Source organism: Lacrimispora xylanisolvens (genome assembly GCF_002934545.1).
Taxonomy (GTDB): Bacteria; Bacillota; Clostridia; order Lachnospirales; family Lachnospiraceae; genus Lacrimispora; species Lacrimispora xylanisolvens.
In genome coordinates this window covers 1-14275 of record NZ_PTJA01000012.1, presented here as the reverse complement: position 1 = coordinate 14275, position 14275 = coordinate 1, and the positions used below count along the sequence as shown (strand labels likewise).

Here is a 14275-nt window from a genome sequence, read left to right as displayed (position 1 = left end):
ATCCTGATAGAACCATCATAAACGGTCAAACAGATAATAGCAACAGCGATTTAATAACAGGCTATATTTACGGTAATGATTTACTTTTCACCAGTTCCATAAAACGCAGCATTTCCGGATTTAAATATTTATTCTGATGGTAAATTATCTGGTATTCCCGCTTCAGTTCAATTCCCGTAAGGGGCAGGGCAAGAAGTGATCCCTTTTCCAAGTATTGGGCCACCTGGCGTTCCGGCAGTATGGCAATTCCAAGATTTGTATGAACTCCCCATATAATTGCTTCGTTGCTGGTGCTCTCAAGGACAGGGCGGAGAATGAAATCCTGGAGGTGAAAGGCAGCTTCCGCCAGCTTTCTGGTCTGGCTTCCGTTTTCTCTCAAAAGAAAACGTTCTTCCCTTAAGTCCGCCAGCGTAAGGTTCTCCTTTTGGGCAAAAGGGTGAGAAGGGCTGCACACCAGCACTAACTGTTCTTTGGCAAACGGTTCCGTCAGAATTTTATCCGAGCTGCTGACTCCTTCTGTGAGAGCCAGATCCAGCTGGTTTTCCAGAATGGCAGCTTCTATTTTTTCTGAGGTGTCAACTTTTAAGTAAGGCATGGGAATCTGATTGTCTTTTGTGAAACAATGAATGAGCTCAGGCATCAGGCAGGCTCCGATGGTGCTTGAAAAACCGATGCGCAGCGGAGTGGTTTGATTCTGCTTTTTAAATTCCAGATCCATTTCCATATAAAGAGAGGTAATGTGGGACGCGAATTCGTACAGATGACGGGCTGCACTGGTTTTTTGAATGCCCCTTCCAACCCGCTCAAATAACTGGATGGAATATTCATTTTCCAGTTCCCGGATTGCAAGGCTTACGGCAGGCTGGCTGATATTCAGCTTATTGGCAGCAGCAGTAATGCTTTCTTCCTTATAGACGGTGACAAAGATCATCAATGTTTTAATGGACATGACTTCCTCCTGACTGATATCATATTTACATACCGGTGATATATGATATATAAGTAAAAAAATATGGTTTTAGGGGAATAGATAAGGAAATTCTACCATATAGATAAAGAAAAAACAATAACATACTTTACAAATATGTAAATGGGGATTAAACTTCCAGATAACACACGGAGCATGCGGAGGTTCATAAATGAGAAAACGAGGAAAAAAGCGGGCAGCAGCCCTTGTGCTGATGATAGTGGCAGCAGGAATACTGGCAGGATGTGCAAAGCAGACGGATTCCGGAAAAGACGGAGCAATTACAATTACCAATGTTTCTTATGATCCCACCAGAGAGTTTTATCAGGAATACAACAAAATCTTTGAAGACTATTACAGGGACACCTATAAAACCGGAATAACTGTGGTCCAGTCTCACGGAGGATCAGGGGGCCAGGCGCGTTCCGTCATTGAAGGAGCAAAAGCAGATGTGGTGACTCTGGCTCTGGCTCATGATATTACCATGATTGAAAAGTCTGGTCTCATCGATTCTGGTTGGATTAAGGAATTTGAGGGGAATTCATCACCTTATACCTCAGCAATCGTATTTCTTGTGAGGAAGGGAAATGAAAAAAACATAAAAGACTGGTCTGATTTAACCAAACCAGGTGTTGAGGTTATTACCCCGGATCCCAAGAGCAGCGGCGGTGCCTGCTGGAATTTCCTGGCTGCATGGCAGTATGCAAAGGTCTCATTTCAGGGAGATGAGGAGAAGATGAAAGCCTTTGTGGCAGACCTTTATAAAAATGTTTCTGTCATGGATTCAGGAGCCAGAGGAGCCACCACCACATTTGTAGAAAATGGGCAGGGTGATGTGCTGATTGCCTGGGAAAATGAGGCCATCAATACGGTGAAAGAGTATCCGGATCAGTATGAAATAATCACCCCCAGCATCAGTATTCTTGCCGAACCCAGTGTAGCGGTAGTGGATGAAAACGCCCGCAAAGACGGAGCAGAGAAAGCCTCAGAGGAATACTTAAAATACCTCTATTCCGATAAGGCCCAGAGACTGATCGGAGAATATGGATACAGACCCTCAAATAAAACGATTCTATCTGAATTTTCTGGAAAATTTGATCTTAATGTAAATCTTTGTACCATTGATGATTTTGGCGGCTGGGATGCTGCTTATGAGACCTTTTTCGCAGACGGAGGAATCTTTGATGAGATTTATGATAAATAGAGGGAGGAACCACACATGACGAAACAGTTAGTTCGGGCGAAAAAAAGCCAGCGTGTCATACCAGGATTCGGACTGAGTATGGGGATCACTCTTTTTATGCTTTCGGTTATTATACTCATTCCCCTTGCTTCAGTCCTGGTATATTCCTTCCAGTTGTCACCCCGTGAATTTTTAGAACTGATCACAAAGACCAATGTGGTAAATGCGTTCAAGACCAGCCTGCTATGTTCCCTTTTTGCCGCACTTGTCAACAGTGTGTTCGGCCTGATTCTCGCCTGGGTTCTTGTCCGGTATGAGTTTCCCGGCAAACGGATTATGGACGGAATTATTGAACTTCCCTTTGCCCTCCCCACTGCAGTAGCAGGAATCACACTGTCTAAGCTGTATTCCGATACCGGAGTTATGGGCGGATTCCTTGGACTGTTTGGGATAAAAGCGTCATATACCAAGGTCGGGCTGACCATTGCCCTGATTTTTATCGGAATCCCATTTGTAGTCCGGTCCATTCAGCCGGTTCTGGAGACACTTGATCCACGGTATGAAGAGGCAGCAGCAATTCTTGGAGCCGGGAAGTTCCATACCTTTCGAAAGGTAATTCTGCCTGAGCTTGGACCTGCGCTTTTAACTGGCTTTGGTCTTGCATTTGCACGAGGAGTGGGGGAATACGGCAGCGTAATTTACATATCAGGGAACAATGCCAGAAATCAGACACAGGTGGTTTCCTACGTAATCATGCAGAAACTCAATTATGTGGATTATCCGGGAGCAACGGCTATTGCTCTTGTGATGCTTTTTTTATCCTTTCTGGTTTTGCTGTTAGTAAATATGGTTCAGGTACATCAGGCAAAGCGTACCAGCTGCTTATAGGAGGGAACATGTATGAAAATAAAAAGCAAGTGGATTCTCATAGGAATCAGTGGGGTATTTCTTTTTTTCATGTTGGTTCTGCCTCTCATTTCCGTTATTATTAATTCTCTAAAAGAGGGATTCGGCTTTTACTTCCAATCACTGGCATCCCCTACTGTAGTATCAGCGCTTGGGGTTACTGTTCTGGCAGCTGTGATTGCGGTTGTGGTCAATACCATCTTCGGGATTGCGGCAGCGTGGCTGATCACCAGATTTTCTTTTAAAGGAAAACAGATTCTTTCAGCAGTCATTGACATCCCATTTTCCATTTCTCCAGTCATTGCAGGGCTTGCCTTTTTAATGACATTTGGGAGAATGGGCTGGGCAGGCGGTCTGATTGCAAGACTGAATGAGGCTCTTGGAACGAATATCCAGATCGTATTTGCCATTCCAGGAGTGGTGCTCGCCACTGTATTTGTCACATTTCCTTTTGTATCAAGGGAAATTATACCCGTACTTCTTTCCGTAGGAAAAGAAGAGGAAGAGGCCGCGGCACTTATGGGAGCAGATGGCTTTACCATATTCCGGAAAATAACCTTTCCTCATATCCGCTGGGCCCTTCTCTATGGGGTAATTCTCTGTACGGCAAGAGCACTTGGAGAGTTTGGCGCTGTCCATGCCTTGTCAAAAACCAGAGGGGAGACATTTACCCTTCCTCTGGAAATCGATGCCCTCTATCTTTCCAATTCATCGGAGTCCATTACCTCGGCATTTGCTGTTTCATCCATTCTGGTTCTTATGGCAGTCGCAGTGCTGATCATACGAAACATAGCGGAGCATCAGGCAAAAAAGAATGAGGAAAACCATTAACGTAAAGTCAGGAGGGTCTTATGTACATAGAAATGAGAAATATTGAGAAATCATACGGAGATTTTAAGGCTTCCAAAGAGGTGAATTTTGGACTGAAAAAAGGAACACTGGCAGCCCTTCTTGGACCCAGCGGAAGCGGGAAAACAACAATCCTTCGTATGATTGCCGGTTTTGAAACACCGGATACCGGTGATATCATGATCGATGAGAAACGAGTCAATGATCTCCCTGCTGCAGACAGAGGAATCGGTTTTGTATTTCAAAATTATGCACTGTTTCGGTATATGACGGTCTATGAAAATATCGCTTTTGGTCTGGAAGTGAAAAAGATTCACAAAAAGCTGATAAAAGAGCGTGTGATGGAACTGCTTTCCTTAACAGGACTGGAGGGGTTAGAAAAACGCTATCCCAATCAGCTTTCCGGCGGACAGCGTCAAAGGGTTGCATTTGCCAGAGCATTGGCACCAAGCCCGGGACTATTGCTCCTTGATGAGCCATTTGCGGCGATTGATGCAAAGGTACGACAGGAACTTCGCAGCTGGTTAAAGGAGATGATTCATAAGGTAGGTATTACCAGCATCTTTGTCACTCACGATCAGGATGAGGCGGTGGAAGTGGCAGATGAAATTATTGTCACCAATCAGGGGAGAATTGAACAGATTGCAGATCCGTTTCAGATCTATAAAAATCCCGCTACTCCCTTTGTAGCTGAGTTTATCGGGCAGTCCGCCAGAATGGATAGATATCATAAGCTGAAGGGATTTGAAAAGGGTGATTTTAAAGGTGCAATTATACGGCCGGAATTTGTGGAAGCATTTAAAAGTGACAATCTGAAATTTCAGGATGTGATGAGATGTTCGGAAGAGGGAATCATTGAAGATATTTCATTCCGCGGAAATTATCTGGAGGTCCGTCTGAATGTAAACGGAGTTTCCCTGACAACCCGCAGATCCTTAGAAAGGCGTCATGTTTCCGTTGGAGAAAAGATGCATGTGATTGTTTACCGTATTTATGCTTACGATGACAAGAAAGCGTATCTGCTGGAAAATTCACTGTTAAACGGAGCCAATATCGTCACATTCTGACGTTAGAAAATAAAGATCTTACAGAGGAGTCAAACATGAGTATAAGGTTAAAACGGGAAGTTATGACGGCGGATGTCCTGATTATAGGGGGAGGGACGGCTGGCTGTTATGCGGCGCTGACTCTTTCAAACCATTCTGATTTAAAGGTTATCGTTGCCGAAAAAGCAGGGATCCGGCGGAGCGGCTGTCTGGCAGCAGGGGTGAATGCCATCAATGCCTATATTACTGACGGGCAGACCCCTGAGGATTATGTGGACTATGCAATGAAAGATGCGGCGGGCATAGCCAGAGAGGATCTTCTGTTAACGGCAGCCAGGAGATTTAATAAAGTGACAGCCGATTTAGAACGGCTGGGGCTTGTGATCCTAAAGGATGAAACGGGTAATTATGTGACCAGAGGAAAACGCAATATTAAGATTAATGGAGAGAATATAAAGCCTATTCTTGCCGATGCCGTATTGCAGGCACCAAATGTCACGGTTTTAGAGCACGTAAATATAACCGATCTTCTTGTAACTGACAATGAAGTAAAAGGAGCCGTAGGGTTTCATATGGAAGAGACCACCGCTTATGAGATCCGGGCAGCAGCCGTTATTGTGACTACCGGAGGTGCGGCTGGGCTATATAAACCCAATAATCCGGGTTTTTCCCGCCATAAGATGTGGTATCCTCCTTTTAATACAGGTGCAGGTTATGCCATGGGAATTAAGGCAGGTGCAGAAATGACCTCCTTTGAGATGCGGTTTATTGCACTCCGCTGCAAGGATACCATAGCACCTACCGGAACCATTGCTCAGGGAGTCAGAGCAAAACAGATCAATTCAAAAGGGGAGATTTACGAAGAAAAATACGGAATTACCACCAGTGAACGGGTCTATGGAACCGTAAGGGAGAATCAGCTTGGTAATGGCCCCTGCTATCTTCACACAGAGGGAATTGACAAAGAAACAGAGGAGGATTTACTGAAAGCGTACTTAAATATGGCTCCCAGCCAGACTCTTCGGTGGCTGCAAAGTGACAGGACCCCTGGAAAAGAGGATGTGGAAATAGCCGGAACCGAGCCTTATATCGTTGGAGGGCACACTGCAAGCGGTTACTGGATTAATACCAACAGGGAAACCACTGTAACCGGTCTGTATGCAGCAGGTGACGTAGCAGGCGGCTGTCCCCAGAAGTATGTGACTGGCGCCCTGGCGGAAGGGGAGATCGCCGCACTTGATATTATTAAAAAAGGCCGGAAAATGGATTCTTCCTATGAAGCTTTGTCCTTTGCCGAGGAAACCTTCCGGGAGTATGAACGCATTTTAAATGGCTCAGAGGCTGTTTTTACAGCAGAGGAACTGGAAGAAGCCATGCAGAAGGTGATGGATGAGTATGCAGGAGGGATTTCAGTCAATTATCAGTATAATGAAAAGCAGCTGAAGCTTGGGGAAGAAAAAATACTGGAAATCACGAAGCTGACCAGATATTTGAATGCCTCCGACATGCATGAGCTGATGTTTGTGTATGAGCTGCTGGAACGCCTGGTTGTATGCCGGTCAGTGATTGCCCATTTAGGTTTCAGAAAAGAGACCAGGTGGCACTCCTTCCAGGAAAATCTGGATTTTCCCGGGTCAGATGAGGCTTATCATAAATTTGTTAACTCCACAATGAAAGATGGAGCGCTGGTTTTAAGACTCCGTGACATAGGAAAGGAGAGCGATTATGAGCATACGGATATCTAAAGAAGCATGTGTGGGTTGTCTGGCATGCACCAGAGTGTGTCCGGGGAGTCTGATTAAGGAAAAAGACGGGAAAGCATTTATAAAATATGACAGAGACTGCTGGGGATGCGCTTCCTGTGTAAAGGAATGTGGGTTTGGAGCCATTGATTTTTACTTAGGAGCCGATATGGGAGGAAATGGTACTGTGATGAACGTTTCAGAACATGGTGATCTCCTTCTTTGGAAAGTCACAAGACCCGATGGTACCGTTCGCATCATTGAGGTCAACGGTAAGAATTCGAATAAGTATTAGAGGAGAGATGATTATGAGCAGATTAACCCATCTGGATGAATTGGAAGCAGAGGCAATATATATTATCAGAGAGGTAGCCGCCCAGTGTGAGAAGCCGGTTATGCTCTATTCCATTGGAAAGGACAGTTCCGTCATGCTTCATCTGGCGTTAAAGGCTTTTTATCCGGAAAAACCGCCTTTCCCATTTCTCCATGTGAACACCACCTGGAAGTTTAAAGAGATGATTGAATTTCGGGACAGAACAGCCAGGGAACTGGGAATCGAGCTGCTGGAATATATCAATGAAGACGGCGTTGCACGGGGGATCAATCCATTTGACCACGGTTCATCCTATACGGATATCATGAAAACACAGGCGTTAAAGCAGGCATTAAATAAGTATGGATTTACAGCAGCCTTTGGGGGAGGAAGACGGGATGAGGAAAAGAGCAGGGCAAAGGAACGGATCTTCTCCTTCCGGAATGCTGCCCATGCCTGGGATCCAAAAAATCAGAGGCCGGAGATGTGGAAGCTTTACAACACAGAGATTTATAAAGGAGAGAGCATCCGGGTATTTCCTATCTCCAACTGGACGGAAAAGGACATCTGGCAGTACATAAAACAGGAGAATATCCCCATTGTTCCATTGTATTTTGCAGCAGAAAGGCCAGTGGTTTATCGGGATGATGATATTATTATGGTGGATGACGACCGTATGCGGCTCTATCCCGGAGAGGTTCCACAGCTGAAAAAGGTTCGTTTCCGGACGCTGGGCTGTTATCCCCTTTCTGGCGGCGTTCTATCCGATGCGGTTACCATTGATCAGATCATTGATGAAACGTTAAGCTCCGTAGAATCAGAACGGACCAGCCGGGTGATTGACAAAGACGGCGGAGCCGCCAGTATGGAAAAGAGAAAAAGGGAGGGCTATTTCTGATGAACGGATTGCTGAAATTTATTACCTGTGGAAGTGTGGACGATGGAAAATCCACTTTGATCGGTCATATACTCTATGATTCCAAGCTGCTGTATGCAGATCAGGAAAAAGCGCTGCTGCTTGACAGTAAGGTAGGTTCCAGAGGCGGTGAGATTGATTATTCCCTTCTTTTAGACGGTCTGATGGCAGAACGGGAGCAGGGAATTACCATTGATGTGGCATACCGGTATTTTACAACGGAGAAACGTAGTTTTATTGTCGCGGATACACCGGGACACGAAGAATATACAAGAAACATGGCGGTGGGAGCTTCTTTCGCCCAGCTGGCAATCATTCTGGTGGATGCGAAGCAGGGGGTTCTGGTACAGACCAGGCGCCACTTAAGAATCTGTTCCCTTATGGGAATCCGCCATTTCATTTTTGCAGTGAATAAAATGGATCTGGCAGATTACAGTCAGAAGCGATTTGAAGAGATCAGCCGGAGCATCCGGGTTCTTACTGAGGATTTGTCTTTAAAACATGTGACGATTATTCCTGTCAGCGCTACGGAAGGAGATAATGTAACGGTAAAATCAGATCATATGCCCTGGTATCAGGGAGAAACCCTCCTTTCCTGTCTGGAGCAGACAGAGGTTACTGAAGATGAAGGAAGCGGTTTTTATATGCCAGTCCAGAGAGTTTGCCGCCCTGACCATGAATTTCGTGGATTTCAGGGCCAGGTGGAATCAGGAACCGTCACGGTCGGACAAAGCCTTACGGTACTTCCCGGAAATGAAACTGCAAAAGTAAAGAGCATCCTGGTGGGAGACCGGTCCTCTGACCAGGCGAGTGTTGGTCAGGCAGTTACCATACAGCTTGACAGAGAAGTGGATGTGAGCCGGGGAAACGTTCTGACGGATCAGGATCAGCTGCCTGTAAGCAAAGAAGTAAAAGCTTCTATCTTATGGATGGATGAAGTTCCGCTTAAGGAAGGAAACGATTATCTGCTGAAACTGGGAACAAGAATGCTTCCGGCAGTGGTCAAACGCATTGAGTACCAGGTGGATATTAATACAGGGGAGCATTTACCTGCCCATGAGATTAGTAAAAATGAAATTGCGTCCTGTCTGCTTGAATTTTCCCAACGGATTCCGGTTGATGAATTTAAAAGAAATAAAACACTGGGAGAGCTGATTTTAATAGACCGGGTGAGTCATATGACATCGGCCTGCGGAGTGGTGGAGCAGGTGGAAAACGGGGACGAAAAACCATATTTTGAAAAAGGCGGATTACGGGCTGGCGGATATATTTTTGAAGAATTCTATTTTAACCTGGAAAATGCGTTCCTCTCCAGACAGAAGACAAAAGAGACCACCTATCGTCAGGGCGACGTCGTTTCTGTTTCAGGAGACAGCTTCCATTATCCCGACTTTTTTGATGTAATATCATTGGATGACTCCGTGGCAGTTCTTGTGCGAAACCAGACAATCCAGGATATCATAAGCCTTGATGATTATAGTTATTCGGGGTTACCAATTCTCGATGAAAGAGGCTTTGCCTTAAAAATCAGTTCCAAAGAAGATCTGTCAAACTGTCTGCGTGAATTTAATGATCTGGGAGCTGACAATAAAATCGCTTTTCATAATAAATGGTCTAAATTCGAAACGTACAGACGGATTGTATGTAACGAAAATTTCTGGATTATTTAAAATGGAGTAATAAAAATAGCCTGCAAACTTAGAATTTACAGTTTGCAGGCTATTTTTATATTTAAATATAAAAGTATTAATTACATATTTTTTTAATAGTTTGATTGGACATATTGTACAAAAATGGCGCAGTATACTTGATACTGCGTGGTGAAAATTTGTGAAAATATAATATTTTTTTATTATACATCACACGAAATTATTTGTCAAATATTAGTATATTATGTAGAAATATGTATATTATCAAAATTATTACAGCGATTTCAAGCCTGAACTGGGTTGTTTTATTAAAAACATTGAGTTAAGCCGTCAAATCATTGGTCATTTTAATTAAAAATTATATGCTCCAAATAGAGAATAAATATATTAAAAAAATTTATATCTATGCATAGTAATAATTTTTAATTCCGTCATTCCGCGCGTCCGGTACACGAATTATACAGATAATAAAAGGGTTTTATCTGATATTACGCAGTATCAAGTATACTGCGAATATGATAGGCGTGCATTTTATACATCAATTCCAATCATGGTTTAGCAGTAATTTTCTAAATAAAACCGGATTAGATAATGTCTGAGCGCCCAGAAATAAGTTGAAAAAAAGGAGAAAACTATGTCGGAGCATACTTCTGAAAAAAGCGGGAAAAAGGTTCACAAATATGGTTTAAAAAGCCTGCTGACTAAAATACTTTTTTTTGTTGGAATCCCTGTCATTTTATCTTTTTGCATCGTAGGTGCTGTCATCTTGTTTCTGGTTAAATCCAGTGTGGAAGAAATGACAGAAAAAGAACTGACTGCAAGAACACAGGCAGCGGCTGTGGAGATGGAAGGCTATTTTAATCAATATAAACAGAAAACCGGACAGTTATCAGACACAATCGCATTTCAAAAGTTCTTTCAGGATTTAAAGCCTGGGACAAGCATATCATCAGCGTCGGGCTTTGATGATATCAAGCAGACGATGGTCCGGTCATATGAGAAGGATAAGGAATCCGTAGTAGCATTCTGGGTTGCTGATATTGATTCCAGCCAGCTGGCACAGTCCGATGGCTTTGTGTCAGATCAGACCTATCGTGTGAAAGAACGTCCGTGGTATCAGCTTCTTGTAAATTCCGGAAGTACCATTATGACGGAGCCTTTTGAGGATTTTGCGACTAAGGCTCAGATTGTGAGTATTATAGCACCTGTGTTTGCAGCAGATGGGAAAGAAATGATTGGAGCAGTAGGAATTGACTTTTCTCTCGATGGACTGGTGAAAACCATTGGTTCATACCAGCTTGGAGAAACCGGATTTTACATACTGACATCAAAAGAGGGACAGGTGATCTATCATCCGGACAAGGACATGGTAAATAAAAAGATTGCAGATCTCACTATTTCCCAGAACATGAAAGACGCCCTTTCTTCTTCTATAGAAGGATTTCTTTCCTTTACGTCAAATCAGTCTGAGGTTGAAGGATATGTACGTAAGGTAGGGGATACCGGCTGGACCGTAGCCGCAGGTCTTCCGGTAAAAGAGTTTTATGAAGGATACAGGACGATTACGGCATCGATGATCGGAGTTTTTGGGGTTGCATTACTTGTGGTAATCGTCATGATTCTGATTATTTCCAAAATGATTGTTGCACCTCTTAAAAAGCTGACAAAAACGGCCAACCTGATTGCAGACGGCAGGCTGGATATATCGGCAGATGTAAGCTCCAATGATGAAACAGGGCAGATGGCTCTTGCACTTAACCGCACCGTGATCCAATTAAACAGGTATATCGGATATATCCATGAAATCACTCAGGTGCTTCAGGTAATGGCGGATGGAACTATGCAGATAGAACTTCATCAGGATTATAAAGGTGAGTTTGCTCCTGTAAAAGAAGCCCTTTTAACCATTTCCCAGTCTTTAAACAGGACATTAAAGATCATACAGACCAGTGCAGATGAGGTGGGAATCGGAGCAGATCAGGTATCTCAGGGGGCCCAGACCCTGGCCTCCGGTTCTGCGGAGCAGGCGGCGACCATTGAAGAATTAAGTGCATCCATTGAATCGATGTCTGATCAGGCACAGCAGAATTTAGAGCAGGTAAAGAAAGCTGCGGATTCTGTCCAGGTATCGTCACAGGGACTTTTAAAGAGTAATGAATTTATGGAACAGTTAAGCTCAGCTATGAGGGAGATCAGCAGCTCTTCCGATAAAATAAACAGCATTACAAAAGTAATAGAAGACATTGCTTTCCAGACCAATATTCTGGCGCTGAATGCAGCGGTGGAAGCTGCAAGGGCAGGAGAAGCAGGAAAGGGATTTGCAGTGGTGGCAGATGAGGTCCGCAGTCTTGCTGAAAAGTCAGCCCAGGCAGCCGGGCAGACGGCAGCCATTATTGTACATTCTTCAGAAACCGTATCAAAGGGAGAAAAACTGGTGGCTATTACTGCAGAAACGTTAAATGATGTTGCGGTAAGCTCTGGTTTTGTAGAGAAGGTTATTGGAGAAATTGAAGCTTCCTCCAGATCACAGGCGGAAGCAGCAATCCAGATGCACCAGGCCCTCAGTCAGGTATCATCAGTGGTACAATCCAATGCTGCAACTGCAGAGGAAAGCTCTGCTTCCAGTGAGGAACTGGCAGCTCAGGCACAGACACTTCGGGATGAAGTGGGAAAATTTAAACTTAGCTGAGAATATTACTAATGTGAGGATACAAATGAAAAAATTTAAAAACTACAGTATTTCAAAAAAACTCATTACAGGCTTCCTGACCGTTACTGTTATCATGCTTTTAGTTGGTGCAGTGGGTCTCCTGGGGATGGCGCGCATTGACGCAATGGATACCTACATGTATCAGGTAAAAACTGCTCCCATGAATGATTTGATTCTTGCCATCGAGAACTTATATCAGATAAAGTCTGATTCCAGAGATATGGTGATCCAGACAGGAGACAGCCAGAAGCTAAGTGAACTGGAGCAAAATTATAAGACACAAAAAGAAGAATTTTTAAATCATGCAGCAGCATACAAAAAATCCATTGATCCGGCGGATTCTGAATCTCACGGAATTATTGACGAGGGTGTGAAACTGTTTACGGATACTTATGATCCAGCTGTCTTAAAATGCCTGGAGGCTGCAAAGGGAGGAAATCAGAAAACCTCATCTGCCGCACTTACAGAGAGTTCTGATCAGATCCAGACCATTTATAATAACTTTAATACCCTGATCAGCAACCGTATGGACGGAATCCGTTCTACCAGTGAAAATAATGACCGGACTGCCGCATTTGCCTCTTTTATTCTGATTGCTTTTGTAATCATGGGAGCCGCAGCAGCCATATATCTTGGAATAAGGATTTCCAGAATGATCAGTGAACCAATTGGTCATGTGGTGGAAGCAGCAGACAGAATTTCACTGGGTTATACAGATGTGAATCTGGGTCATATCGATTCAGAGGATGAGACAGGAAAACTGGCAGAATCTTTTAAACGCATGTTAGAGAGCATCCGCAGCCAGACCGCTGCAGCAGAGAACATCAGCCGGGGTGATTTTACCCGGGAAGTTCCCGTAAGATCAGAAGGCGATGTCCTGGGACTTGCACTGGAACGGATTAAAAATGATTTAAACCAGACACTGCTTACCATCCGAACGGCTGCCCAGCAGGTTCACACCGGAGCCGAACAGGTATCTTCCGGTGCCCAGGCGCTTGCTTCCGGAGCAACGGAACAGGCGGCTACCATAGAAGAGTTAAACGCCTCTGTGACTGGTGTGGCCAGACAGGCGGAACAGAATGCCGAAAATGTGGAGAAAGCCACTGTCTATGTCCGGGAAGCAGGGGATGGTGTAAATGAAGGAAACATCCATATGCAGAAACTCAATGATACGATGAAAGAGATCGGAGCTTCTTCTCATAAGATTTCCAGCATTACGAAGGTAATTGAAGATATTGCGTTTCAGACCAATATCCTTGCTCTCAATGCGGCAGTTGAATCTGCCAGAGCAGGAAGTGCGGGAAAGGGGTTTGCAGTGGTGGCGGATGAAGTCCGCAATCTTGCAACCAAATCTTCCGAGGCTGCAAGACAGACAGCAGAACTGATTGAACAGTCTGTCAACAGAATTACAGATGGGGAAAAATATGCATCGGAAACAGCTGTGATTTTAAAAGTAGTATCCGAAAAAGCATCTTTGGCGGTTTCTGCCATTCATGAGATTTCAGAGGCCTCATCCAGTCAGGTTCTGGCCATAGGAGAGATTAACCAGGGTCTTACCCAGGTATCCTCCGTCGTCCAGACCAATGCCGCAACTGCCGAAGAAAGTTCTGCTTCCAGTGAAGAGATGGCGGCACAGGCGGAAATGCTCAATCAGGCAGTTGGAAGATTCAGCCTTAGTGACGATGAACCTGTAATAAACCGGTTTGAGAAACCTGCTTTTGTAACCTCTGCAAAGATTGATTATAGCAGCGACAAGTATTAAACTGTATGCCTGCCCTCCTTTGTTGATAGATCTTATCAAAAATTTTGTCGAAAATTGCAAAACCATTTTGACACATTGGAAAAAAAGGAATATACTGGATGTAAAAAAAGAAGGGGGAGTGATCTCCCTCTTTTTTGCTTTATAGGAAATTCCGCAAATAGTCAAAAATAGTGTATAATAGTATTGAAATAAAAAATAGCATAGCAAAAGAGCGAAGGTGTGACTTCGCCAT

At 44.0% G+C, this 14275-nt stretch carries 11 protein-coding genes; 10 read left to right on the top strand and 1 reads right to left on the bottom strand.

The features are described 5' to 3' along the window. Positions 1-67: 67 nt before the first annotated feature. Positions 68-949: a LysR family transcriptional regulator gene (locus tag BXY41_RS19520; protein ID WP_104438559.1), complete on the bottom strand. Its 882-nt coding sequence runs from the start codon at positions 947-949 to the stop codon at positions 68-70. Positions 950-1139: 190 nt separating this feature from the next. Here BXY41_RS19520 and BXY41_RS19515 point away from each other — a divergent pair, with 190 nt between their 5' ends. The 10 genes from BXY41_RS19515 (at position 1140) to BXY41_RS19470 (ending at position 14043) form a co-directional block, all read left to right on the top strand. Further along, positions 1140-2171 carry a sulfate ABC transporter substrate-binding protein gene (locus BXY41_RS19515; RefSeq protein WP_104438558.1) on the top strand — a complete coding sequence of 344 codons (1032 nt, stop codon included), beginning with the start codon at positions 1140-1142 and terminating at the stop codon, positions 2169-2171. 15 nt (positions 2172-2186) lie between these two features. After that, the gene (cysT, locus tag BXY41_RS19510) at positions 2187-3038 is read left to right on the top strand and encodes a sulfate ABC transporter permease subunit CysT (RefSeq protein WP_104438557.1); all 852 of its coding nucleotides are present in this window, start codon (positions 2187-2189) and stop codon (positions 3036-3038) included. 12 nt (positions 3039-3050) lie between these two features. Beyond that, the gene (locus BXY41_RS19505) at positions 3051-3887 is read left to right on the top strand and encodes a sulfate ABC transporter permease (protein ID WP_104438556.1); all 837 of its coding nucleotides are present in this window, start codon (positions 3051-3053) and stop codon (positions 3885-3887) included. A 20-nt stretch (positions 3888-3907) separates the two neighbouring features. After that, a complete protein-coding gene (locus BXY41_RS19500) occupies positions 3908-4972 on the top strand; it encodes an ABC transporter ATP-binding protein (RefSeq protein WP_104438555.1) in 1065 nt (354 codons plus the stop codon). 35 nt (positions 4973-5007) lie between these two features. Further along, complete coding sequence (locus BXY41_RS19495) at positions 5008-6696, top strand: adenylyl-sulfate reductase subunit alpha (protein WP_104438554.1); 1689 nt, start codon at positions 5008-5010, stop codon at positions 6694-6696. Then, entirely contained in the window at positions 6677-6988 is a 312-nt protein-coding gene (locus BXY41_RS19490; protein WP_104438553.1) for a ferredoxin family protein, read from the top strand. Before BXY41_RS19495 ends, BXY41_RS19490 begins: the two co-directional genes overlap by 20 nt. 13 nt (positions 6989-7001) lie before the next feature. After that, positions 7002-7904: a sulfate adenylyltransferase subunit CysD gene (cysD, locus tag BXY41_RS19485; protein WP_104438552.1), complete on the top strand. Its 903-nt coding sequence runs from the start codon at positions 7002-7004 to the stop codon at positions 7902-7904. Then, a complete protein-coding gene (locus BXY41_RS19480) occupies positions 7904-9592 on the top strand; it encodes a sulfate adenylyltransferase subunit 1 (RefSeq protein ID WP_104438551.1) in 1689 nt (562 codons plus the stop codon). The genes cysD and BXY41_RS19480 overlap by 1 nt, the downstream gene beginning before the upstream one ends. Positions 9593-10205: 613 nt before the next feature. After that, complete coding sequence (locus BXY41_RS19475) at positions 10206-12260, top strand: methyl-accepting chemotaxis protein (protein WP_104438550.1); 2055 nt, start codon at positions 10206-10208, stop codon at positions 12258-12260. 25 nt (positions 12261-12285) lie between these two features. After that, complete coding sequence (locus tag BXY41_RS19470) at positions 12286-14043, top strand: methyl-accepting chemotaxis protein (protein WP_104438549.1); 1758 nt, start codon at positions 12286-12288, stop codon at positions 14041-14043. Positions 14044-14275: the final 232 nt, after the last annotated feature.